This is a genomic window from Colwellia piezophila ATCC BAA-637 (assembly GCF_000378625.1).
In the GTDB taxonomy this organism is placed as follows: Bacteria; Pseudomonadota; Gammaproteobacteria; order Enterobacterales; family Alteromonadaceae; genus Colwellia; species Colwellia piezophila.
Map to the genome: position 1 here is coordinate 162,813 of NZ_KB905171.1, position 24,771 is coordinate 187,583.

A 24,771-nucleotide genomic window follows, 5' to 3' on the forward strand; every position below is an offset into this window, starting at 1 on the left:
TATACCCATTACCATTCAAAGTGCAGGATTTCAGTGGGAATTTAAATGACTTTAGGCAAGGAAAATAATTTCATCATAGTTACTCTATGGTTTGATTATTTAACGCTGTATAAAGTCACTTAAAACCCATCGATGAAGTGCTTGAACAACATCACTTCATCGTTGCTGTGACTTATAATGGAACAACCATTATTTCATCACAGCGCCTTGAATTGAAATTGCTCAAGCACTCTGAAACCTACATCTTGATTGATAACGGGTATATACCGCGTACCATGAGGGTCTAATGTAACTTATAGAATATCTAACTCATCCCACAGTTCATCAACTTGGTCTTTAATTTCCTGGGTCATCTCAATCGGCTCACCCCATTCACGATCTGTTTCACCAGGCCATTTATTAGTGGCATCGAGGCCCATTTTAGAACCTAACCCTGAAACAGGTGAGGCAAAATCAAGGTAATCAATGGGCGTATTTTCTATCAATACAGTATCACGACTCGGATCCATTCTTGTGGTCATCGCCCAGATAACGTCTTTCCAATCTCTGGCATTGATATCGTCATCACAGACTATAACAAACTTGGTGTACATAAATTGCCGTAAGAATGACCAAACACCCATCATTACTACCTTAGCGTGACCGGCATATTGCTTTTTAATAGTGACAATAGCAAGGCGATAAGAGCAACCTTCTGGCGGTAAATAAAAGTCCTGAATTTCAGGGAATTGCTTTTGCAAAATAGGCACAAATACTTCATTAAGGGCAACACCTAAGATGGCAGGTTCATCAGGTGGCCTACCGGTATAAGTACTATGATAGATAGCATCTTTGCGCATAGTGATATGTGTTACTGTCATCACTGGAAAACTATCCACTTCATTGTAATAACCAGTATGATCGCCATAAGGCCCTTCTGGCGCCATTTCATCGGGGTCTAAATAGCCCTCCAAAATTATTTCAGCGCTAGCGGGAACTTCTAAATCATTACTTATAGATTTAGCCACTTGTGTTTTAGCACCACGTAATAGACCGGCGAAAGCATATTCCGATAGCGTATCGGGTACTGGCGTTACTGCGCCTAAAATAGTGGCGGGATCGGCACCTAAGGCAACAGACACAGGGTATTTCTCGCCTGGATTTTCTTTTTTGAATTCTTGAAAATCAAGTGCGCCGCCACGATGTGATAACCATCGCATAATGACTTTATTTTTACTGAGTACTTGCTGACGGTAAATACCGAGATTTTGGCGCTCTTTATGAGGTCCTCGAGTAATGGTAAGCCCCCAAGTAATGAGTGGTGCAACATCACCAGGCCAACAAGTTTGTACTGGCAATTTGGTCAAATCAACGTCATCACCAGATAAAACTATTTGCTGACACAATGGCTTCTTGATGACCTTTACTGGCATATTTAATACTTGTTTATACACAGGTATTTTACTTAGCGCATCACGGAAACCTTTTGGTGGCTCAGGCTCTTTAAGCATAGCCAGTAACTTACCAACATCGCGTAAAGCAGCAACATTTTTTTGGCCCATGGCTAGAGCAACCCTGTCAGGGGTACCAAAAAGGTTGGTAAGTACCGGCATACTGTGCGGCTTACCATTTTTATCGACTGCATTTTCAAAAAGTAATGCCGGCCCTTTCGCTTTAAGCGTTCTATCGCTAATCTCTGTCATTGCTAAATGAGTAGATATTGGCTGAGTGATACGCTTAAGCTGGCCTATTTTTTCAAGCTGACTAATAAAGTCTCTTAAATCACTGTATTTCATCTAAGTTACCAGTAAGAGGTAAGGTACTATAGCCGTTATCAATCAAGATGCGGGGTTCAGAGTGCTTGAGCACTTTGATTGATAGCGGGTATGAGATAAAAAAACCAGTCATTAGACTGGTTTTCATTAATTAAGGTTGAGCTATAAATAAAGCGATTATTTACGCTTCATTGAATCAAAGAACTCATCATTAGTTTTAGTCATGGCCAATTTATCGATAAGGAACTCAATGGCACCAACTTCATCCATTTCATGAACAACCTTACGTAGAACCCACATTTTTTGTAATTCAGCAGGCTTAGTAATAAGCTCTTCACGACGAGTACCACTGCGATTAATGTTAATTGCTGGGAAAACGCGTTTTTCAGAAATTTTCCGTGACAGGTGTAATTCCATATTACCTGTACCTTTAAATTCTTCGTAGATAACTTCGTCCATTTTAGAGCCCGTTTCAACTAGCGCTGTCGCGATAATTGTTAAGCTACCACCTTCTTCGATGTTACGTGCTGCACCAAAGAAACGTTTTGGACGATGTAAAGCATTAGCATCAACACCACCAGATAGAATTTTACCTGACGAAGGAATAACTGTGTTGTAAGCACGGGCTAAACGGGTAATCGAATCAAGTAAAATGACCACGTCTTTTTTATGTTCAACTAAACGTTTTGCTTTCTCAATGACCATTTCTGCCACTTGTACGTGACGACTTGCTGGTTCATCAAAGGTAGAAGCAATAACTTCACCTTTCACCAAGCGCTGCATTTCAGTTACTTCTTCTGGACGCTCATCAATTAATAATACCATTAGCTCGGCATCAGGATAATTATGGGCAATGCTTTGTGCAATATTTTGTAATAATAAGGTTTTACCGGCTTTTGGCGGCGCAACAATTAAACCACGTTGGCCTTTACCAATGGGTGACGCTAAATCAATAACACGAGCGGTAATATCTTCTGTTGAACCATTACCACGTTCCATGATGAAGCGATCGGTTGGATGAATCGGGGTTAAGTTTTCAAATAATATCTTATTACGGGTATTTTCTGGGCGATCAAAGTTAACTTCAGTCACCTTTAATAGAGCGAAGTAACGCTCGCCTTTTTTCGGTGAACGAATTTTACCTTGGATGGTATCACCCGTGCGCATACTAAAGCGGCGAATTTGGCTTGGTGATACATAAATGTCATCTGGCCCAGCTAAATATGAAGAGTCTGCTGAGCGTAAAAAGCCAAAACCATCTTGTAAAATCTCTAAAACACCGCCACCGAAAATATCATTATCACCTTCAGCATGTGCTTTTAAAATAGCAAAAATTATGTCTTGCTTGCGTGTTCTAGCTAGGTTGTCAAGCTTCATTTCCTCAGCAAGATTGACCAATTCATTAATGGATTTTTCTTTTAGTTCGGTAAGGTTCATAGGGGGTTTCTTAAACTATTTTAAGTGATAGTGCCTTCGGCGATTGCCGACACAAGTGTATGTTAAATGTATTTGTTACAATAAGAATAGAGATAAAGAGATGCTATTTTGTACTCAGGGGCTAAATTTAGCACTAAAATCTGATTAGGTAAAGGCTGAATAAAAATGTAAGTGGAAATTTTCTCTGTTAAAAATAAAAAGCCTGCGAACTTAACTGGCAGTTATCAGGCTTTTCTAATTTTAAAACTTACAAATTTTTATCTAAAAACTCTTTTAATTGAGTTTTTGATAGTGCGCCCACTTTAGTGTCGGCGATTTCACCATCTTTAAACAATAGTAATGTTGGAATACCACGTACACCATACTTAGGTGGTGTCACTGAGTTTTGGTCGATGTTTAATTTACCAACAGTTACCTTACCATCATATTCAATGGCAATGTCGTCAAGTACTGGGGCAATCATTTTACATGGACCACACCATTCAGCCCAGAAATCAACTAATACTAGACCCGATGCTTTTAATACATCTGCTTCAAAACTATCATCAGTTAGCTGAACAATTTTATCACTCATTATATTCTCCGTTATGTATGGCGAAAACGCCTTTGTATATGTGGTTCTTACTTTACAGTAAGTCCTTTGAAATAATTATACCGTGATTCACTGCTTTTCCCATACTGTTTTATCTAAGATAACTGTTAATAAAGCAGTAATAGCACTTCTAATAAGTGAGTTTATTTCTCAAAATCATGTCATAGCAGTTTAAAAGGCTTAGATGCCACGTGATTGATGTGATAGCGACGCGACAAGATATAACTTATGAGAAAATACCATACGTATTTACCTGACGAACCCTAACCTGCAATCAAAGCCTTGCTTTTAAAGCTTATAATTATCGCTGAGGGTGAAATAACTTACCTATATTTGCTATAAAATTTATTTATTTATTAAGCAACTATTTTGATAACAAAAATGTTAAGCTTGCGCCATGAAAAAATCACACTTAACAGAAACAAAGTTCGCTGACCTAAATCTTGCTCCGCAAGTAGTGACCGGATTAGAAGCCATGGGCTTCGACTATTGTACGCCTATCCAGGCGATGTCTTTACCCGTTCTTTTGCAAGGCACAGATATTGCTGGCCAAGCACAAACCGGTGAAGGTAAAACCATTGCTTTTTTAGCTGCTACTTTTCATCACCTGCTTCAAAAAGAAGCGCCTACACATAACCAACCCCGCGCCTTAATCATGGCACCAACACGTGAATTAGCGATTCAAATTCACCGTGATGCTAAAGAGATGGCAGAAAGCACCGGTTTACGTCTTGGTGTTGTATACGGGGGCGAAGGTTATGAAAGTCAACGTTTAGTACTTGAACAAGGTGTTGATATTCTTATTGGCACCTGTGGCAGATTACTTGATTACATGAAGCAAGGTGTCTACAACATTTCTAACCTTGAAGTCATCGTACTTGATGAAGCCGATAGAATGTTCGACTTAGGTTTTATTAAAGATATTCGTTATATGTTTAATAAAATGCCACCGGCAACAGAGCGCTTAAGCATGTTGTTCTCTGCTACTTTATCATTCCGTGTTAAAGAGCTTGCCTTCGATCATATGAATGATCCTACCAGTGTTGAAGTTGCTCCTGAGCAAAAAACCAACATTCGTATTAGTGAAGAGCTTTTCTATCCATCTAACGAAGACAAGATGTCTTTGTTGCAAACATTGATTGAAGAAGATTGGCCTGAAAAAGCTATTGTTTTTGCAAATACTAAACATGTTTGTGAAAAAGTTTATGATCATCTAGTTGCCGATAAATTACGTGTTGGCTTATTAACAGGTGATGTACCACAGAAAAAGCGCTTAAGAATTTTAGAGCAATTTACTGAAGGCACAATAGACATTTTAGTGGCAACTGATGTTGCTGCCCGAGGTTTACACATCCCAAGTGTAACGCATGTTTTCAACTATGATTTACCTGATGATTGTGAAGATTATGTCCATCGAATAGGTCGTACTGGCCGCGCTGGTGCAAGCGGTCATGCAATTAGTTTAGCTTGTGAGCAATATGTATTTAATTTACCTGACATAGAGACATATATCGAACATTCTCTACCAGTAACTAAGTATGATGAAGATGCTTTATTAACTGACTTACCAAGACCTAAACCACGCCAACGTCGTCATAGACCTGGTGGTAACCGACAAGGTGGTCGTTCTAATACTCGATCAACAAATCGTAGTGGCAATAGTAATCGCGGTAACCGTAGCTAAGCAACGCCCGGGTATTAACGCACATTGAGTAATTTAGTGAGCCAAAATCAAGCCTCTCCAAAGGCAATTCCACAGTATGATGATAGTCATTATGCTGTGGTTGATTTAGGCTCAAATAGTTTCCACCTACAGATCACCCAATTAATTACCGAGCCGACGGGTAAATCAATAAAAACCGTTAATAAAGTTAAGCAAAAAGTTCGCTTAGCTGCCGGTTTAGATAATAACAACTACCTTACGGATGAGGCCATAACACGCGGTCTTACTTGCCTTAAAAACTTCTCTTTATACCTACAGACTATTCCAGTTACGAATATCCGCATTGTCGCGACAGCTGCATTACGGATTGCTAAAAATAATCAGCTTTTTTTCGATGCCGCTAAAAAAATCCTGCCTAAAGAGATTAAATTATTAAGCGGTGAGCAAGAAGCCAAAACGATATACGCCGGTGTAGCTCACACTGCGACTAACAATAAACAAACCTCTACGGCTAAGCGATTAGTACTTGATATTGGCGGTGCTAGTACCGAAATTATCGTCGGCGTAGGCTGTACGGCAAAAAAAGTGGTCAGTTTAGATATTGGTTGTGTTAGTTTTATTGGTAAATATTTTACTGATGGTAGGCTACAGCAAGAAAGCTTTAGTCACTGTATCGCTGCGGCAACTAAAGTTATTAGTACCATCGCCGAACAGTTTATTCAACTTGGCTGGCAATCTGCAGTCGGCAGTTCAGGTACCATGCAAGCTATGATAGAGATTCTTAATGAGCGTAAACAGGCGCCTATTATCACCTTAGCATTACTTAACGAAATACAACAAACCTTGATAGCTTGCCAAACCATCAATGAGATTGAAATCCCCGGATTAAGAGCCGATCGTAAAGCGATATTAGCCAGTGGTTTGAGTATATTAATAGCGTTGTTTGAATGTTTGCATATTAAAGAATTACGCCTTTCACGTGGCGCACTTCGTGAAGGGCTGTTATTTGAATTAGTTCCTGACGCAAAAATCATTTAAACCAATAACCACGCACTCTAATTTACTTGTCTTGCTTCTCTTTACTTGTCTGTAGTTAGGTTAAGTTTTCTTTAGTTAGTTTGAGTTTCCTTTAGTAAGTGAAGATCTGAAATACCAAAGTGCGATAGGTATTTCAATGATACTGTAGCTAAGAAAAGTAAACCAAAACCAGTTCAGTGTAAACATGAAAAATTCAAAATGAATATCACTGCCCCAATATTTACTGGCGACAATCATCACAGCTAAACCTGAAGCTAAACAGTCAAAAAGTGCTATTTTATTAAGATTTTTATCTGCAACTTTCGGATATAGCCAAGTATAAACCAAAACAATAATCACAGTATTAAGCAGCAATATACTCATTTCAGCTGACATCATGACTCTCTTTCTCTGTTAATGAAGTAACCCCTACTTGGCAAGCAGCTAAGAGCTCATTACTAAAATTGTTATCCGCTAATGCCCTAGACAAAGCCAGTCCTCCAATCATCAATACCGCGCTTTGTAATGCTTTTTCTCTACTTTGGCATAACAACTCTGCTTGTTCGATAAAAGCTTGTAATATTGTAGTATAAGTTGCCTTTACCTGGCTATCTTGCTGACTAATATCAGAGACTAAAAAGGCTAACGGGCATGCCTGCTTATATTGATCATCTCTATGCTCTGGACTTAAATAATACTGGGAAAATTTATTCATATCTTGAGGACAGTTTACTGGCTTACGCTGATAAGCGACAGTTGCCGCTTTTTTTATCGCTTGTGCATATAAGTCACTCTTTGATTTAAAGTGACTATAAAAAGCCCCACGTGTTAACTCAGCTTTTTTCATCACCTGATCAATGGATATTTTCTCAAAACCCTGTTGGGTAAAGAGCATAGCTGCACTGGCTAAAATTCTATCTTTAGACTGTTCTTTATGGGTTTCTTGCCACGCCATTACTCATACCATTTTGATTAATTTTCTTGATAGTATTCCATACTATCAAAATATGTTCTTGAACATATTTTGATTAAGGTTAGATTATTGTCTATACAGTAACACTTATAAATAAAGGAGCATAAAATGACAGCAGCAAGTGTACACATCTACGGGCCAAGCTTTTCAAATTTCGTCCGGACAGTGATGTTAGTGTGTGAAGAAAAAGAACTTGCCTACAGCGTTGGTTTGGAAGTGGCGGGAAAGAAAGTCGCCTTTAAAAGTGAGCAGCACTTAGGCTTGCACCCTTTTGGCAAAATACCGGTGTTACTTGATAAGGGACTAATTCTTCCAGAAACAGCCAGTATTTGTCGCTACCTTGATACTGATAAGAAGTTACAGCCGGATAAGTGTCTGGATTTCGCCAAGCACGATGCTCTTTGTGCGTTAATATCAATAGATATTGATAGGGTACTTGTGCGGGAATACTTGTTGGAATTTGCTTTCCCCAAAGGAGAAAACAATAGTGTTCGCTTTGATGTTGTTAAAGAGGTGCAACCAAAAGCGACAGCCACACTTGCAATTATTGAACGTATGTTAGGTGAAGAGTCCGCCTTGGCCGCTAAACAATTTTCCATTGCTGATGCCTTATTAGCGCCCATATTACATTATATATCTTGCTTACCTGCCGGTTTTAACCTGCTGACAGACTTTCCTAAAGTAGAGAAATATTTAGCTGACTTAATGACAAGACCGTCTTGCCAGAAAGTATTAATCGCTAAGAAACTGTAGGGAAGACCTATAGTATTGCGAGTAAATCCGATAGCAGCCAAAAAAAAGCGCGATTTAATCGCGCTTTGATTTCAGTGCTACTTTAAAGCCTTGCGTCTTCTTTTAACCAGCGAGCAACCTTTTTAGCAAAATAAGTTAAAATCCCATCGGCTCCTGCACGTTTAAATGCGAGTAAGCCTTCCATAACACAAGGTTTCTCCTCTAACCAACCATTTTGAATAGCGGCCATATGCATGGCATATTCACCACTGACTTGATAGGCATAAGTGGGTACCTGAAAGGTGTCTTTAACTCGGCGTACTATGTCTAAATAAGGCATGCCCGGTTTTACCATGACCATATCAGCGCCTTCGGCAATATCTTGAGCAACCTCATGCATGGCTTCATTGCTGTTGGCAGGATCCATTTGATAAGTATGTTTATTACCACCTTTAATATTGCTAGCAGAGCCGACAGCATCACGAAACGGACCATAATAATTAGAGGCATATTTCGCTGAGTAAGCTAATATTTTGGTATTCACAAAGCCATTTTCTTCTAATACTTGCCTGATCGCGCCAACACGGCCATCCATCATATCCGATGGTGCAACTATATCAGCCCCAGCTTGTGCATGTGATAATGCCTGCTTGGTTAAAATATCTGTAGTGACATCATTTAATACATAACCCGTTGCCCCCGCTTTATTGTCATCACTTTCGCTTAAAATACCGTCTTGACCATGGGTAGTAAAAGGGTCAAGAGCAACATCTGTGATCACAGCAAGTTGTGGGAATTTAGCCTTTAGTGCACGCACAGTTCGTTGGGTCAAGCCTTCAGAATTATAGGCTTCTTCAGCCATTAGTGATTTTTTATCACTGGGTGTCACCGGGAAGAGTGCAATAGCTGGAATACCTAAATCGACCAACTCTTGCGCTTCTTCTAATAATAAATCAATACTTTTACGCTCGACACCGGGCATTGAAGCAATCGCTTCTCGCTGATTCTCGCCTTCTAGGACAAAAACAGGGTAAATAAGATCATTAACCGTTAATTGCGATTCCGCCATTAAACGACGAGTATGATCGTCAACTCGCATGCGGCGCATACGACGAGCAGGGTATTGGCCAAAAGCCGAATTACCATTGTAAGACATAAGTATTCCTAAAAATTTTCTGTGAGGTATTAATCAACTTGGTATTGTTCAGTAAGTTTATATTGTTGGGTTTGATTTCGGCCATTGTGTTTAGCTTGATATAAAGCTTTATCAGCACCTGAAAAAATTTGCTCCACGCCAATATCCGCTTCTTGTTGATAAGTACAAGTCCCACAACTAATGGTTATTGTAATGTCGATGCCTTGAAATTGAAAAGCTTGCTTACTTACTTGCAAACGTAATTGTTCGGCCAAAAGCAGCGCACCTTCTTCATCGGTGTTAGGGAGAATTAAACAAAACTCTTCGCCACCATAACGAAAGGCTTTATCGGCACTACGTTTTAAACATTGCTTAATAAACTTCGCCACCCAAATTAGACATTGATCTCCCGCCAGATGACCATAGTTATCATTCACGGCTTTAAAATTATCAATATCAATAATAACTAAGCTTAAAGCCGTAAGGTTACGGCGACTACGGCGATATTCTGCCATTATTTTTTGGTCGTAAAATCGACGATTGTGTAAGCCGGTTAGCTCATCAAGCACATTTTTTCGTTCCAACTCTTGATTAGCACTTTCTAATTCTTGTAAAGCTATATTTAGCTCTAAAGTACGCTCTTGTACTCTTTCTTCTAACAAATCTTGGCTATCTTGCTGTTCTATAGCCAAGGTTTGCATTGCTTGTTCCGCCATTGAGCTATTTTTTTGTGCCAATTTAAGCCGCAGTAACATTTTTTGATATTTTTGTCGCCCATGCCGGCTTATAAATAAGGCTATTAACGTGGTTATTACACACCCTAATAACAGCCCCATTCCAAAAAACAATGGATTGCTGCCCTCTTGTGTCATAGCTAAACTCATAGGGCTAAATAACATCAGTAAAGATGTATATCCTGTGATTTTAGAGATAACAAATAGCTTCATTTAAGGTAATTCTTAGGTTGTTGGGAAATCAAAAACTGTTTCACTATTACGACTAGTTTGCCAAGCAATATCTTTTGGGTCAAGACCCGTTATGTTTGCAAGCTCTTTAATAATAAAAGTTAAGTAACTTGGCTCATTTCGGCTACTTTTCGGCTTGGGTCGAATTGTACGAGGTGTTAAATAGGGTGCATCAGTTTCAATGAATAAGCGATTTAGGGGGATTAAACTGACAATATCTCGCAGAGTTTGTCCGCGACGCTCATCACACAGCCACCCCGTAATACCAATATACATATCGGCAGCTAAGCATTGCATTAATTCATTTTTGTCGCCGGTAAAGCAATGAGCCACCATAGCAGGTACTTTGCCTTGATAGGGCGATAAAATATCAAACCAAGGCTCAAAGGCATCTCGTTGGTGTAAAAACAATGGCATGTTTAAATCTGCAGCTAGAGCGACTTGTTCGGTAAAGACTTTGACTTGTTGTGTTGGCGCGGAGAAATTACGATTAAAGTCCAGGCCACATTCACCAATCGCTTTAACCTGTGGTTGCCTTGCTAACTGTTTGAGCTGCTCGATATAATCATCAGCAACATTATCGGCATCATGAGGATGGACACCGGCAGTGCTATAGAGAAAGTCAGGAAAGCTAGCTTGATATTGCTGACACAATCCTAAGGCCTTTTTACTTTCCATAACACTGGTACCCGTAATTAATAAACCGGCAACCCCTGAAGATTGAGCGCGAGTTAATACGGCTTCACGATCTTTATCAAAACGCTTATTGGTTAAATTAACGCCTATATCAATTAGAGTATGATTCGTTGGGGTCTTACTTTTTATAGCGTTAGTATTCAAAGTAGTCTCGCTCTATTTCAACCTTTTAACTTTAATGCGCTTATTGGTATTTTCTTTTTGTAAATATACCGAGTTTAGCGCCCCTTTAGTTAGGGTAACCTTATCATCTAGCTTCAACTTTAACTTAGTGCTGTCTTTTTGCTGCCATTTTTGACCATTCTTAAAAGTAATTTTCCATTGACCACGCGTTGTTTTTACTAATTTACTTATGGTTAATGAAATACTTAAAATTTCATTCGCTTTTTCTTCAGCAGTTTTTTCCACATGCTCTTTGGCAAAAGCATCAATTTGCTGTTCGTTCAGCTTACTCGATCTAGGTGTTAAAGCTGTAGAGATTGCTGCAGTAGATAGTACGGCTGTAGAAGCCACGGCACTTGCTGACTGTTCCCCTCTCCCGAGTTTATCAAAGCAAGTTAGCCTAGCTTTATCTTGGCTTATTTGACTACAAGCCTTAATGTCACTCGCTAGATCAATCGTGGTAGCGTGCGCTGCTTGAACAAATATTAAGCCACTGATAAGTGCGCTAAGTTTTATTGATTTTATCATGTTTATTATTCTCTTCCTGCTGATTCAATTGACTCATCATCATCTTTTTTATGATAAAACGAGGCGATAATAACGCCTACCTCAAATAAAATCAGCATAGGTATTGCTAGCATAGTTTGAGAAATAATATCCGGTGGCGTCAATAACATACCGATAACAAATGCGCCAACAACAATATAAGGTCGTTTAGCACGTAAATTATCAGGTGTTGTGATACCTGTCCAACACATTAATATAATCGCAATCGGAATTTCAAAAGCAGCGCCAAAGGCAAAGAACAGTTTTAAAATAAAATCGAGGTAGCTACTAATATCGGTTGCTATCACCACACCTTCCGGCGCTACTGAGCTGAAAAAGGCAAAGACCACAGGAAATACCAAAAAGTACGCAAAGGCAATGCCGCTATAAAACAATAGGGTTGAGCCAATCATTAACGGCACAATCAAACGCTTTTCATTACTATATAAGCCAGGAGCCACAAATGACCAAATTTGATACAAGACAAATGGCATGGCAATAAATAGGGATAATACCAGGGTTAATTTAAACGGGGCAAAAAATGGCGAGGCAACATCGGTTGCTATCATTTGTGAGCCTTCAGGCATGGTTGCTAACAAAGGCTGCGCCACATATTGGTAAATATCTTGCGCAAAATAAACTAAACAACAAAAAACAATTAACACCCCTAAAACTGAGCGTAATAAACGATTTCGTAATTCTAATAGATGGTCAAACAAACTGGCACTAGGTGCTGGGGCTGTACTCATGGTAAGGATTTTTCACTATTGGAATTAACAACTTTAGCTGACGCTGTATCAGAGCCTTTAACTGAGTTAGTCTCTTGCTCAATTAAGTTGGCGCTCTCATCAAGCTTAATTTGTTCATCAGAATCTATTGCCTCTTTCGAAGAGGAAGCTAAGGACGCTGAGATCATTGAATCTAGTGGTTGAGTATCTATTTTCTTAAATGGCTCAGTAACTGAAGCAGCGGCCTCTTGTAAGGTCTTTAATGATTCAGCAACTTCTGGACTTAAGTTTTGTAAATTGGTTTGCTCGGCTTTTTTCAAATTGGCGTGCAATTCATGTATGCGTAACTCTTCGGTAAGCTCAGCTTTAACGGTATCACTAAATTTACGCGCACCCGATATCCAGTCACGAAGTGTACGTATGGCAACCGGTAAGCGTTCAGGACCTAAAATAACTAAGCCCATAATTGCAATAAGAATTAATTCCCAAAAGCCAACATCAAACATAAATTAGGCCTGGTCGGTTTCTTTAGTCTTATCGGTTTTCTTCTGAGTAACATCATCTGCAGTAGTTGAGTTATCCGCTAGCGACTCTGACATTTTATCAACGCTAGTTTTTTCGGCATCAGTTTTTTGCTCTTTATCATCACCAATAGCACTTTTAAAGCCTTTTATTGCCGAGCCTAAATCACCACCTAAATTACGTAGTTTTTTAGTACCAAACAATAACACCACAATAACAGCGATAATGGCTAGTTGCCAAATTCCCATTCCAGCCATAATAATTTAACTCCTAGTATTTGATACTGACATGAACTAGGTCTTAGTTCATTTTTTGTATCAACATTATATACCTAAACAATAGCTAGAAACGAGTAAAAACAATCAATTAATGACTAAATGATGAGCTAAAACAACATTTTTTCTCGCTAAAGCACTTTCTTTAAAATCCGAGATCAAAAAAGGCGACTAAGTAGTCGCCTTTTTTGAGTTACTTTAATTCAACTTAATGAATATCAGCAATTATTATCCGCAATGAATACTACTTAGAATTTGTAAGAAGTATTCACGAAGAAGGTACGGCCAATTACGTCGTAGATGTTTGGTACTGTATTCATGTCATTACCATTTGGTACTTCTTCAGGTTCAGTATCAAATAAGTTCTTAATACCACCGGTTACTTGCCAAGCATCATTAATGTGGTAAGCCGTTGAAATATTGTGGTAAATCACATCATCAGTTGTGAATACGTCTCCGTAGTCAACACCTTCCATACCTTGAATATAGTTGGCAGTGTAAAGCACGTTCCAATCTTCAGTGATATCAGCACTAATAGTTAGGTTAGATTTTAACTGCGAGTAACCACCCATGTTGCCATCGATAGTACCTTCATAACTGATATTATCTTCTACAAATTCAATTAAATAAGTAGTATCAAGCATTACTTTAAAAATGCCAGCCGTGTAACTAACATTCCAGTCAATACCTGAAGTATTTTGCTCACCAATATTAGTTAGGGTTGATGTCATGTTGTCTAAGTCACCACCTTGGGTAATGTTAATAGTGTCACAAGCAACTTGGTCACCAGCGAAACATTTATTCATTTCGGCCTGAACATTAACACGGCTAATAGCATTGGTAATATCAAACGACCAGTAATCCATAGTAGTAGAAAGACCTTCGGTTACTTCCCATACTACACCAGCAGTAAATGATTCACTTTCTTCCGGCTGTAAGTCTGCATCACCAACATAGTTAACTTTTATTTGAGCATCTTGTTCGTTACCCCATGGGTCACTTAAGTAATCAAACGAACCTGAGTTACCACTGTATAATTCACTTACACTTGGCGCCCTAAAGCCTGTTGCCGCAACGGCTCTTAACATAAGGCCATCAGTAATAGTATAAGTAGTACCTAATTTCCACGTAGCAGCGCCACCAAAGGTAGAGTAGTTATCGTAACGAGTTGCCGCTTCTACGGTCCATGAATCAGTTACTGGTATTGAAACTTCACCATAAAGCGATTGCACTGAATAGTTACCTTCAGTTGGGTCTTGTTGTGCAGCAGTACTTTCACCGTCTTGGGTGACTTGATCAGGGGTGTAGTAGCCACTTTCAAAACGACTTTCGACACCGATAGCATAACCAATATCAGAGTCATTAATACCACTGAAACCTGCAGCTAAGGTAAATTGCTCATTACCACCTTCATTTTCTTCGGTATACATGATGCCTTCACTAGCTAAGAAGTCGGTATCCATAGGGTCGCCACTGAACCAATCATCTTGATGGTTGTAGATACTTTGTTCCATATTGCCAGCATGAATTGAGTTGCCAACACTATCTTTTGAGTCATTACGGCCATAAGTCGCAGACATATCCCACTGTGAATCATTGCTTAAATAACCCGTTAGACCAACAGAAACACGGTAAGTATCGGTTTCTTGACCATAAATACGTGGACCAGCATCTGTCATACGACGTCTATATTCTAACTCTCCTGGTAAGTTACCATCTTCATCGGCAAATTGAGCTGTATATTTTTCATCAATACAGTTACCAATATTAGCTTCGCCTGGCTGACAAACAGCTAAATCAATACTCGCTGGCTGCGGCGCCATTTGTTGATTTGACTCACGACGTGTATACATAAGATCAATACTTAACTCAGTGTCATCAGCAATTTCACTGTTAAAGCTAGTAAATAAACTTAATAACTCATTGGGTGTTTGTGCGTAACTATCATCGGTATAATCATAAGATTCTTCACGTGGAACAAAGCCACCGTTACCATCTGGTACCATACCGCCTAAAGAGCCGCCAGGAACAAATGAAGACTCCCCTGCTGGTACGAAATCACGATCCGATTGGATAATTTCGCCACGATTTGAGTATTGGACGCCAACCACTAAATTACCACCGGCAACTTCACGGCCGTGTAAAATACTAAAACCACCACTTTCGCCATCACCTTTGTCGGTAATGCTGCCGTCAGCAGTTATTTCTGTACCTTCAAAGTCTTTCTTAGTGATGATGTTAACAACACCGGCAATAGCATCTGAACCGTAAACAGCAGAAGCACCATCTTTTAAGATTTCAATGGATTGAATCATTGAGACAGGGATAGTATTTAAATCTACTGAAGAGTCAGCACCAGTACCTGATGCAACCATACGTCGACCATTCATTAACACTAACGTACGTTGAGTTCCCATCCCACGTAAGTTAACTGTTGCTGAGCCACCTGAGCCATTGTTAGAAGTTGCACCTAAGCTCATACCTGCTGCAGCGGGTTGCATCGCTAAAATTTCTTGTACTGAGGTAAAGCCACTCTGAGCAATGAAATCTGCAGAAATTACAGTTACTGGGCTAGCTGTTTCGATATCTGTTCTGTTAATACGTGAACCCGTTACGGCAATACGCTCAACATTTTCTGCGCCTTCTTCGGCGAATACTTGTACTGAAGTCACAGATGTTGCGGCAAGGGCAAACATCACTGCGCGAGTGACCATATTCTTTCTGGCTGTTCTTAGGCTCATTACTTCTACCTTTTTATCGTTAGTTTATTTGTAACTGATGTATATCAATTGACATTTATACTGCGTCATCTAATTGAAGAAGTTCGTTTTCAAGTGTTGTAGATTCGTTAAGATTGATACGACTTAGTGACTTTAATGTGGGTTCGTGTGTCAAACTGTAAATAGACTGGGTGTTTTTTAGCCGACAACTAGATTGATAAGCAACTAATAGCGTTGAACAGCTTATTTTTTTGTAAGTAACTGTGCGATTACACGACGTTAAGCAATCTTAGCGACATAAATTTCTACCCAATTACCGGCATAAAAAAACCGACCTAAGGTCGGTTTATTGATTAGCTATTTGGCTAAGACATTGAGCTGATATCTGAGTACTTGTTACTGATAACAGATAACTAACCGTTGAGAGGCTATTTTTTAACTAACCATTCATTCAATTAATTACTGTTAACGTTTAGTGACTGAGTTTTTTGTCAATACCGGTGTGATTAAACGCAGTTAAGCAAACTTAGCGGCATAATTATCGGCATAAAAAAACCGACATTAAGTCGGTTTTTTTATCAGCTATTTGGCTAACTAGTGTTAGTCAAATACCATAGTGTTTTTCAGCTTGAATAAGGCGTTTTTTTCTAATTGTCTAACGCGTTCTGCTGATATCTGGTATTTATTGGCTAGTTCTTGCAAGGTTGTTTTATCTTCGGTTAACCAGCGTGTTTTGATAATATCTTGGCTACGTTCATCTAGAGTGACTAATGCTGTCGATAATTTTTGATTGGCATGGTTGTCCCAATTGTCATTTTCAACCTCAACCGCTAAGTCTGATTGTTTATCTTCAAGATATTGTGCTGGTGAAAAACTACCGGCACCAATATTATCATCATCATCTTTTGATAACTCAAACGCTTGGTCATGGCTACTCATACGAGATTCCATTTCCATCACATCTTTAGTGGTTACGCCAAGGCTTTCTGCTACTGTTTTGACTTCTTCAGTACTGAACCAACCTAAACGTTTTTTATTTTTACGAAGGTTGAAAAATAACTTACGTTGCGCTTTCGTAGTAGCCACTTTAACTATGCGCCAATTTTTAAGCACAAACTCATGAATTTCAGCTTTGATCCAATGCACAGCAAAAGATACCAAACGTACACCCACTTCAGGATTAAAACGTTTAACAGCTTTCATTAAGCCAACATTGCCTTCTTGCACTAAATCAGCGTGAGGCAAACCATACCCTGAATACCCTTTAGCTACATGAATAACAAAACGTAAATGCGACATAATAAGCTCTTGCGCCGCTGATAAATCATTTTCGTTATAGAGGCGAGTCGCCAGGTGATGCTCTTTCTCTGCGGTAAGCATAGGAATGCTATACGCTGATTGCATGTATGCTTCGATACTACCACTTTTGGGTAAGGTAAGTTGCATTGTTTGACTCATAAAACTCTCTCCAATCTCTTCTTTAATTCACCCGCGATAATAACACAGTTCGACACTCTTTGCGATAGCGGGGATATGAACATAACTTAATATATAGGGCAACACAAGGCTATATTTCAATTTATTGATGGTTCAAGCCTTGGGATTTGTAAGTAGATATTTTTCTCAGAATTAAGCAAAGCAGAAGTTGCGTAAGCAATGTTATTAAATCAATGCGTTAACCCTTGGTGTATTCTCGCGATGATAACTTTAACTAAGGAGCGAGCGGTTAATCTGCATTAGGCTCAATTGCTTTTATATGCTGACTTACCGATATATAGCTACCGACTAAGGCAAGTACAATGGCAAACGCAATCAGCTTTAATGCTTCACTGCCCGTGAGCCCCTGTAATTGAAAATCACTTTGGTAGAGCTCGCTTAAATCACTAATAGCGTAACCTAAATACCAGGCAAGCAACGTTACTGCAATACATGAAAGTATCCCGCCAAAGATTCCATACCAAATACCTGCATATAAAAATGGCCGTTGAATAAAGCTATCGGTAGCGCCGACCAACTTCATTATCGCTATAGCATCTTTTTCATTTAAGATAGCTAATCGAATAGTGTTACCGACAATCAGCACCACAGATAAACACAATAATAGCGCTACACCTAGCACGATATCTTCAATTAAACGTGCCATGGCCTCTAAACGGTTTAGCCACTCTAAATCTAGCTTGCCTTGTTCAACTTCTCTTTCTTTATTCAACTTCGCTAATAAGGCATTCGCGGCTTGTGCCTGACTCGCCCTTTGAGTGGGCGTTACCAGTATTGTCGCTGGTAGCGGGTTTTTATCTAAATACTCAAGTGACTGACCAAAACCAGATAAAATTTTAAATTCTTTTAATGCTTGTTTTGCTGAAATATAACGCACTTCAGCAACCTCATTATATAGGCTAATACGTTTGATTAGGTTTTGTGCACTCTTTTCACTGGTTGATAGCTTTAAAAACAGGGTGATTTGCGAAGCACTGTCCCATTGCTCACTCACTTGCTCAGCATTTTTAACAAAAAGATGTAGGGTAGCTGGCAATGCCAAACTAATACCTAAAACAAAAATAGTCATCACTGTGGTAAAAGGCGTACGCCATAGGCTACCTAAGCTACCTACAGCTTGCTGAACATGTCGAATGGGTAAAGTTAAAATACGCGTCAACATGCTGGCACGTTTTTGTAAGCCACTGCTATGAATATTACTCATCAGGAGCCCGCTGCGCTTGCAAGCCATCAACAATGCCATCATTAATCATGGTGCCCTCTTTAAGGGTTAGGGTGCGATATTTCATCCGCGCGATTAATCCCAGGTCGTGAGTCGCAATAAGTACGGTAACACCGGCGGCATTGAACTCTTCAAATAAACTCATAATATCTAGGGATAACTTGGGATCTAAATTACCGGTAGGCTCATCAGCTAAAAGAATAGGAGGTTTGTTTACAATAGCCCTGGCAATACCGACACGTTGTTGTTCACCACCTGAAAGCATATGCGGATAGCACTTTAACTTCGCACTCAAATGCACTTTATCTAAGGCCGTGGCAACACGTTTTTTGATTTCTTTATGACTAACACCTTCGATAATTAGCGGTAAGGCGACATTATCAAAAACAGTTCTATCTTTGAGTAAATTATGGCTTTGGAAAATCATGCCTATGCCCCTACGTACGTAGGGTACTTGCTTGTACTGTATATCAGCTAACTCGGTATTATTTATTTGAATACTGCCTGAGCTCGGCTTTTCCATTAAGGAAATCAGTTTCAACAAGGTACTCTTTCCTGCACCTGAATGGCCAGTTAAAAACGCCATTTCACCACTTGCTAGACTAAAACTAACTTGTTTTAATGCGAGGAAGCCGCCTGGGTAGGTTTTATTTACCTTATTGAAATCAATCATATTATTTTTAATATTTTTGCTGTTGTTAGCAGGCTAACTTAGCACAGTTGCCCGGTTTTTTTACAATTTATTTACTGAAAATAGCATCGATAAAGTCATCTGCATTAAAGGGTCTTAAGTCATCTATTCCTTCTCCTACACCTAAATATCTAATGGGTATACTATGCTTATCTGCCACAGCGAAAATAACACCACCTTTAGCAGTGCCGTCTAGTTTAGTTATCGTTAGACCAGTTAACCCAACAGCTTCATTAAACAACTTGGTTTGACTTAGCGCATTTTGCCCCGTGCCGGCATCAAGGGTTAACATCACTTCGTGAGGAGCATTAACATCTAATTTTTTCATCACTCGCACGATTTTTTTCAACTCTTCCATCAAGTGAGCTTTATTTTGTAAACGCCCTGCTGTATCAGCAATAATGACATCGACCTTACGCGCTTTGGCGGCACTAATGGCATCAAAGATCACTGAAGCACTATCGGCACCCGTATGCTGAGCAATAACAGGAATATTGTTGCGCTCACCCCAAACTTGTAATTGCTCAACGGCTGCAGCTCTAAAAGTATCACCCGCTGCTAGCATTACTGATTTACCCTGTGCCTGAAATTGCTTAGCTAACTTACCAATAGTGGTGGTTTTACCGACACCATTTACGCCAACCATCAGCATGACAAATGGACCATCACTCTCAGGGATAACAAGTGGTTGGCTGACATTTTCAATTATTTTCTTTAACTCAATTTTCAATAAATCATACAAAGCAGAGGCGTCTTTTAACTGTTTACGATTAGCACTTTGTGTTAATGAGTCGATAAGTTTCATGGTGGTTTCAACACCAACATCTGCCAGTAGTAAATGGGTTTCTAGCTCTTCAAACAAATCGTCATCTATTTGCTTACCGCGAAATAAATCAACTAAGCCGCCCCCTAAATTTTGTCGGGTTTTACTTAAGCCCTGTTTTAAACGGGCAAAGAAACCCAGCTTTTGTTCAGCTTTAACTTCGGGGTTTAGCTCAGCTTTAACTTCAGCTAGCTGTTCGACTTTTGATTCAAGCGCCGTTGAACTCTCGACTTCTTCGGGCTCTACTTCAGCAACTGGCTCTAGCTCAGCTACAGGTTCAGAAATTTGCTCAACTGCTTCCATTTCAGCCAATAATTTGGCTTCGGGCTGCACGGTACGAGCAACTTCACTTGTCGTTTGAGATTCCATCACGGGTGTAGCTTGTGCAACCTCTACTTCAGCGATTACCTCATCAATAACAACTTCAGTAACTTCAGGCGCTACCGTCTCTGTATTTTCGACACTTTTATCGACCACAGGCGTATCATCAACAACGGTTGCAGAGGCTGCTACTGCTGTCTTTACGGTTAGTGATTCATCAGCCAGTTCAGCTGTTGACTCGCTTATATCCGCGTTTTCCTGCTCGATAAGTGGTGCAGCTTTTGATTGCTCAAGCTGCTCAACAGGATCAGCGACAAGTGCTTGCTCTTGTGCAACGCTGGATTGAACTTCATTATTACTGTCTTCAGTACTTACTTGCTCTTTTTTCTTACCAAAGCCTAACCAAGACAACATACCTTTTTTCTTCGACACTTTTAGCTACCTAAATATATTTCAATATGAATTTGTTTGGGATAATACTCATTCGATTAATAAATCTACTTGGTATAACGACCAAACAAGGATAAAATTGGCGCTATATTAGCACTTAATAGCAAAATTGTCAGTGATATGAAGCAAGCAAAGAAACATCAAAATAAAAAAACACCCTCTGGTTACGGTCAAGGTAAATCTGCGGGTAAAATCCGTATAATTTCCGGTAAGTATAAAGGCAGAAGATTACCGGTATTAATGGCCGAGGGGCTAAGACCAACAACGGATAGAGTTAAAGAGACCGTTTTTAACTGGCTCATGCCTTATATTGCTCAAGCCAATTGCCTAGATTGCTTTGCTGGCTCTGGTGGTTTAGGTTTTGAGGCTTTATCTCGCGGTGCAGAGCAAGTCACTTTAGTAGAATTAAATAGAGCAGCAGCAAAGCAACTATTGGCGAATAAGCAATTACTCGAAGCGGATAACCTTACGGTTGTTAACCGCGATGTGCTTGCTTTTATTAAAGAAACATTTCTTAATGCTGAGCAAACCACAAGTAGGCAAAAGCCTTATGATTTAGTCTTTCTAGATCCTCCTTTTCGGCAGCAATTAGTTGAAAAAACGGCTCAGTTATTAAATAACCATAGCTTAGCTGAGCAAGCACTCATTTATGTAGAGATGGAAGCAGAAAGTACCCAAGAGATACCGGCGAACTGGCAATTACTGAAAGAGAAAACTGCGGGTCAGGTTATCTATCAACTATACCAATATAACGCCTAAGCATATTCCCTTTGGCACTGGAGAACGTAGATATGTTTATTGATTATCTTGATACACCCTTAGGTTTATTTGAATTTATGGCCACCGAGCTAGGTATCTGCCAAGCCATCTTTTGTGGTGATAAAGCCGGCGGTGATAAACGAACGGGTATTGAAAAGTCTGCGAGTAAAACTAACGAAATTACCGACCTTTGCAAACGGCAATTAACTGAATACTTTAACGGCACACGTCAGGAGTTTACCGTACCACTAGATCCACAAGGTACACCATTTCAACAATCCGTTTGGGACTGTTTAGCAAAAATTCCTTTTGGGACCGTTCAATCATACGGCGACATCGCCAAGGCACTTAATAAGCCAAAAGCCTCCCAAGCGGTGGGTGGTGCAAACGGTAGAAACCCTATTACCCTTATTGTGCCTTGTCATCGTGTTATTGGTAGTAATGGCTCGCTAACAGGTTATGCCGGTGGGGTAGCAAGAAAATTATGGTTGTTAAAACATGAGGGGGTCAACGTTAAAGTATCCGATGATGATGCAAAGTTGAATATCAATGATGTTATTGATAAGCGACAAGCAAAAACAGAATTCCTGCGTTAACAATAAGTAATTGCTTTAAGTGAACTCAATAGTAATAGCAAAAAAGGAGTACCTTTTAGTACTCCTTTTTTATGGAAAGATTTACTCTTTATTTTTTCGGCACTAACTTTAAATCTTGAAAATCGAAGCTAAAGTCCGTGGCTTTCGATACCGCCTTCATAGTAGCGTAGTTGATGCTACCCTCTTCATTCAAATTAAAATTAACAAAGGCGTCAGCTTCCAAGGTTCTATCATGCCAGCGAACAATAAAAGTATTATGCTGGTAGTGCTCAAGTGTGCCTGCTAATGCCGCGGTATTACTAAATTGCATATGCAGCTTATTATTTTTAAAGCTAATATTTATTTCACCATACCAATTATCAACATAAGTATTGGCATAATCACGTAATGTTAACGAATGTGCTGCGTTTTTATGCACGGAATCAGCCATTTTAGCTAAGCGATTTTGTTCTTTGGCTTTACTTTTTTGCTGTTTTTTATGATAAAAATCGATCCAATTTTTTTCAGGTAACTCAAGGTATTCATTTAATATTTGTAAGTAGATAGCATTAAAAGCATAACCAGATTGCTGATTAGTTAAAATCACCATCGCCAGATCTTCTTCCGGTACTAACACCACTTTAGAAACCATACCTAAAATACCACCACTGTGATGAATTAATTTTACGCCATGGTAATCTTTCATGAACCAACCTAAGCCATAAGCTGAAAAGTGGGTTTTATCTTGCCGAGTGGCTTTATCAGAAACAGACAATAAAGTACGCGGCTGCCACATGGCACGACTTTGCTTAGCTGAAAATAACCGCGGTGCATTGTCATCAAGGATATTTCCGTAGGTGCCTTGATTAAGCTGCGCCAATAGCCAAAAGCTCATATCATTAACACTTGAAGCTACAGAGGCCGCCGCGCCAAATCTCTCTATGAAATTACCGCCAACAACATTTAGTTCACCATTAAGAGGCACATGCGCTCTGGCAACATTTTTGTTCTGCGTTTCAATCTTTGAAAAAGCAGCACGGGTATTTTTCATGCCCAAAGCAGTAAAAATACGCTGTTGAACAACGTCATTCCAAGATTGCCCCGTAACACGAGCGATCACTTCTCCAGCGACAATATATAGCAAATTGTCATAAGCAAATTCACTGCGAAAACTAGAGACAACAGGTAGATGTTTAATACCTTTAATAACATCATCATTAGTTAAAGTGGTGTGCGGCCAAATCATTAAGTCACCTGCACCCAAGCCTAAACCTGAGTTGTGTGCTAATAAATCAATGATAGTGAATTCACGAGTAACGTAGGCATCTGGCATCTGAAATTCGGGAATAATGTCAGTTACTTTGGTTTGCCAAGTTAACTTTCCTTCATCCACCAAATTCGCTAATAGCGCAACGGTCATGGCTTTGGTATTAGAAGCTATGCCAAATAAAGTATCCGCCGTCACTTTCGCAGATTTTCCGTGCTCAATAACCCCGAAGCCTTTACTCATTACCACCTTGTTATCTTTCACAATAGCGACCGCGACACCCGGCACTTGAAAAGTACTCATGGCTTGGGCAATGGCTAGCTCAATATTAGTATTCTTATCAGCAATGCTACTTGCCTGCGTCGGCGTTACGAATGACAAGAGCAAGGTAATTAAAAATACGGTACAACTGAATAACTTCATTTTAGTTTCCTGATTTAAGGTGATTACTTTCATTTGAGCTAGTTTAAACTTACTTTAGCCCCTCTTACCTCAACGAGTAGTAATTAAGCGATCTCTATACCTAAGCTAGATAAGCCTTCAGATAAGCTCATGTTCTTGGCAAGTTGGCAGCTACGTTTATCTTCAGCCGCAAACTTTAAATAATCGAACAGTTCATTTTGCGTATCTTTTTCCCACTGAACTAATGGATGTTCATCCATTTGTTCCGTGGTAATAACAAACTCTTCATCGCCATTATCATCGACTTCATCAAGTAACAATAATTCAACATAATAACTGACGGTATTATGAGAAAGTCGGCTAATACATCTAATATCGTCTAGATCTGCATCGGTGATTTTATTTTTTTTCTGTGGTTTACTTTGCATTAATTGCCATAAAGCCGTTAATGCCATACACGCATCAAGTGCAGGAAAAACCCCAAAAGAGTCAAACGCTTCTGGATCTGGCGTTTCAGGCTCTAATTTGAGTAGTTGTGCGTCAACATTGATTTTTACCGTATTGCGATTAGCCAGCCATTGCCAAATGATATCGAGTTGGTTACGAAGAATTTTAGCATCACCAAAACCTTCGGCTTCACTAAACATTTGATAATTGGGTAACATACGCTCAAGTAGCGCTGCAGAAAAAGTAATTTGTTGCCAATGACTTAACTTGGCAAAAGGAAGATGAATAGCCACTTAGGTATAGACTCAGTTGCGATAATTCACTGGATTATACCCAAGCTTATTCAAAATGCGAATAAGCTTGGCGCTATCAAGCACTAAATTGTATCCACTAAGGCGTA

24 protein-coding genes are annotated in these 24,771 nt (G+C 39.5%); 5 read left to right on the top strand and 19 right to left on the bottom strand.

Annotated elements, in window-relative coordinates; genetic code table 11:
* Nucleotides 1–293: 293 nt before the first annotated feature.
* The 3 genes from ubiD to trxA all read right to left on the bottom strand — a co-directional run bounded on the left by ubiD (nucleotide 294) and on the right by trxA (nucleotide 3,765).
* The gene (ubiD, locus tag F580_RS0118860; RefSeq protein WP_019029309.1) at nucleotides 294–1,775 is read right to left on the bottom strand and encodes a 4-hydroxy-3-polyprenylbenzoate decarboxylase; all 1,482 of its coding nucleotides are present in this window, start codon (nucleotides 1,773–1,775) and stop codon (nucleotides 294–296) included.
* A 156-nt stretch (nucleotides 1,776–1,931) separates the two neighbouring features.
* Nucleotides 1,932–3,191, bottom strand: a complete 1,260-nt coding sequence (gene rho, locus F580_RS0118870) for a transcription termination factor Rho (RefSeq protein WP_019029311.1) — start codon at nucleotides 3,189–3,191, stop codon at nucleotides 1,932–1,934.
* A gap of 247 nt (nucleotides 3,192–3,438) precedes the next feature.
* Nucleotides 3,439–3,765, bottom strand: a complete 327-nt coding sequence (trxA, locus tag F580_RS0118875) for a thioredoxin TrxA (protein WP_019029312.1) — start codon at nucleotides 3,763–3,765, stop codon at nucleotides 3,439–3,441.
* Nucleotides 3,766–4,180: 415 nt separating this feature from the next.
* On the opposite strand from trxA, the gene rhlB reads away from it, so the two are divergent.
* Together rhlB and F580_RS0118885 are read left to right on the top strand one after the other, a co-directional pair.
* Nucleotides 4,181–5,467 (top strand): ATP-dependent RNA helicase RhlB, encoded by a 1,287-nt coding sequence (gene rhlB / locus F580_RS0118880; RefSeq protein WP_019029313.1) that lies wholly within the window; start codon nucleotides 4,181–4,183, stop codon nucleotides 5,465–5,467.
* A gap of 36 nt (nucleotides 5,468–5,503) precedes the next feature.
* Nucleotides 5,504–6,484 carry a Ppx/GppA phosphatase family protein gene (locus F580_RS0118885; protein ID WP_019029314.1) on the top strand — a complete coding sequence of 327 codons (981 nt, stop codon included), beginning with the start codon at nucleotides 5,504–5,506 and terminating at the stop codon, nucleotides 6,482–6,484.
* A gap of 75 nt (nucleotides 6,485–6,559) precedes the next feature.
* On the opposite strand, the gene F580_RS0118890 is transcribed toward F580_RS0118885, so the two are convergent.
* Together F580_RS0118890 and F580_RS0118895 are read right to left on the bottom strand one after the other, a co-directional pair.
* Entirely contained in the window at nucleotides 6,560–6,862 is a 303-nt protein-coding gene (locus F580_RS0118890; protein ID WP_026301539.1) for a hypothetical protein, read from the bottom strand.
* Nucleotides 6,849–7,418, bottom strand: a complete 570-nt coding sequence (locus F580_RS0118895; RefSeq protein WP_019029316.1) for a TetR/AcrR family transcriptional regulator — start codon at nucleotides 7,416–7,418, stop codon at nucleotides 6,849–6,851. Before F580_RS0118895 ends, F580_RS0118890 begins: the two co-directional genes overlap by 14 nt.
* A 126-nt stretch (nucleotides 7,419–7,544) precedes the next feature.
* Here F580_RS0118895 and F580_RS0118900 point away from each other — a divergent pair, with 126 nt between their 5' ends.
* Nucleotides 7,545–8,189: a glutathione S-transferase family protein gene (locus tag F580_RS0118900; RefSeq protein WP_019029317.1), complete on the top strand. Its 645-nt coding sequence runs from the start codon at nucleotides 7,545–7,547 to the stop codon at nucleotides 8,187–8,189.
* Nucleotides 8,190–8,271: 82 nt separating this feature from the next.
* Here F580_RS0118900 and hemB read toward each other — a convergent pair whose 3' ends face one another.
* From hemB to ftsY, 12 genes are all read right to left on the bottom strand, one after another.
* Nucleotides 8,272–9,324 carry a porphobilinogen synthase gene (gene hemB, locus F580_RS0118905; RefSeq protein ID WP_019029318.1) on the bottom strand — a complete coding sequence of 351 codons (1,053 nt, stop codon included), beginning with the start codon at nucleotides 9,322–9,324 and terminating at the stop codon, nucleotides 8,272–8,274.
* Between the two features lie 29 nt (nucleotides 9,325–9,353).
* The gene (locus tag F580_RS0118910; RefSeq protein WP_245560646.1) at nucleotides 9,354–10,250 is read right to left on the bottom strand and encodes a GGDEF domain-containing protein; all 897 of its coding nucleotides are present in this window, start codon (nucleotides 10,248–10,250) and stop codon (nucleotides 9,354–9,356) included.
* A 12-nt stretch (nucleotides 10,251–10,262) separates the two neighbouring features.
* A complete protein-coding gene (locus F580_RS0118915) occupies nucleotides 10,263–11,108 on the bottom strand; it encodes a TatD family hydrolase (RefSeq protein WP_019029320.1) in 846 nt (281 codons plus the stop codon).
* A 12-nt stretch (nucleotides 11,109–11,120) separates the two neighbouring features.
* Nucleotides 11,121–11,654, bottom strand: a complete 534-nt coding sequence (locus tag F580_RS0118920) for a hypothetical protein (RefSeq protein WP_019029321.1) — start codon at nucleotides 11,652–11,654, stop codon at nucleotides 11,121–11,123.
* A 5-nt stretch (nucleotides 11,655–11,659) separates the two neighbouring features.
* Complete coding sequence (tatC, locus tag F580_RS0118925) at nucleotides 11,660–12,421, bottom strand: twin-arginine translocase subunit TatC (RefSeq protein ID WP_019029322.1); 762 nt, start codon at nucleotides 12,419–12,421, stop codon at nucleotides 11,660–11,662.
* Nucleotides 12,418–12,906, bottom strand: a complete 489-nt coding sequence (tatB, locus tag F580_RS26100) for a Sec-independent protein translocase protein TatB (RefSeq protein WP_019029323.1) — start codon at nucleotides 12,904–12,906, stop codon at nucleotides 12,418–12,420. Before tatB ends, tatC begins: the two co-directional genes overlap by 4 nt.
* Before the next feature lie 3 nt (nucleotides 12,907–12,909).
* Complete coding sequence (gene tatA, locus F580_RS0118935) at nucleotides 12,910–13,179, bottom strand: twin-arginine translocase TatA/TatE family subunit (protein ID WP_019029324.1); 270 nt, start codon at nucleotides 13,177–13,179, stop codon at nucleotides 12,910–12,912.
* A 266-nt stretch (nucleotides 13,180–13,445) separates the two neighbouring features.
* Nucleotides 13,446–15,938: a TonB-dependent receptor plug domain-containing protein gene (locus F580_RS0118940; protein ID WP_019029325.1), complete on the bottom strand. Its 2,493-nt coding sequence runs from the start codon at nucleotides 15,936–15,938 to the stop codon at nucleotides 13,446–13,448.
* 579 nt (nucleotides 15,939–16,517) lie between these two features.
* Nucleotides 16,518–17,375 (bottom strand): RNA polymerase sigma factor RpoH, encoded by an 858-nt coding sequence (gene rpoH, locus F580_RS0118945; RefSeq protein ID WP_019029326.1) that lies wholly within the window; start codon nucleotides 17,373–17,375, stop codon nucleotides 16,518–16,520.
* A 268-nt stretch (nucleotides 17,376–17,643) separates the two neighbouring features.
* Entirely contained in the window at nucleotides 17,644–18,618 is a 975-nt protein-coding gene (gene ftsX / locus F580_RS0118950; protein WP_019029327.1) for a permease-like cell division protein FtsX, read from the bottom strand.
* Nucleotides 18,611–19,309 (bottom strand): cell division ATP-binding protein FtsE, encoded by a 699-nt coding sequence (ftsE, locus tag F580_RS0118955; protein WP_019029328.1) that lies wholly within the window; start codon nucleotides 19,307–19,309, stop codon nucleotides 18,611–18,613. The genes ftsX and ftsE overlap by 8 nt, the downstream gene beginning before the upstream one ends.
* A 67-nt stretch (nucleotides 19,310–19,376) precedes the next feature.
* The gene (gene ftsY, locus F580_RS0118960; RefSeq protein ID WP_019029329.1) at nucleotides 19,377–20,885 is read right to left on the bottom strand and encodes a signal recognition particle-docking protein FtsY; all 1,509 of its coding nucleotides are present in this window, start codon (nucleotides 20,883–20,885) and stop codon (nucleotides 19,377–19,379) included.
* A 156-nt stretch (nucleotides 20,886–21,041) separates the two neighbouring features.
* Between ftsY and rsmD the strand changes: the two genes are divergently transcribed.
* Together rsmD and F580_RS0118970 are read left to right on the top strand one after the other, a co-directional pair.
* Nucleotides 21,042–21,680: a 16S rRNA (guanine(966)-N(2))-methyltransferase RsmD gene (gene rsmD / locus F580_RS0118965; protein ID WP_019029330.1), complete on the top strand. Its 639-nt coding sequence runs from the start codon at nucleotides 21,042–21,044 to the stop codon at nucleotides 21,678–21,680.
* Nucleotides 21,681–21,712: 32 nt separating this feature from the next.
* Nucleotides 21,713–22,276, top strand: a complete 564-nt coding sequence (locus F580_RS0118970; protein ID WP_019029331.1) for a methylated-DNA--[protein]-cysteine S-methyltransferase — start codon at nucleotides 21,713–21,715, stop codon at nucleotides 22,274–22,276.
* A gap of 88 nt (nucleotides 22,277–22,364) precedes the next feature.
* Here F580_RS0118970 and F580_RS0118975 read toward each other — a convergent pair whose 3' ends face one another.
* A complete protein-coding gene (locus F580_RS0118975) occupies nucleotides 22,365–23,945 on the bottom strand; it encodes a serine hydrolase (RefSeq protein ID WP_019029332.1) in 1,581 nt (526 codons plus the stop codon).
* An 83-nt stretch (nucleotides 23,946–24,028) separates the two neighbouring features.
* A complete protein-coding gene (locus F580_RS0118980; protein WP_019029333.1) occupies nucleotides 24,029–24,664 on the bottom strand; it encodes a YjaG family protein in 636 nt (211 codons plus the stop codon).
* Nucleotides 24,665–24,771: the final 107 nt, after the last annotated feature.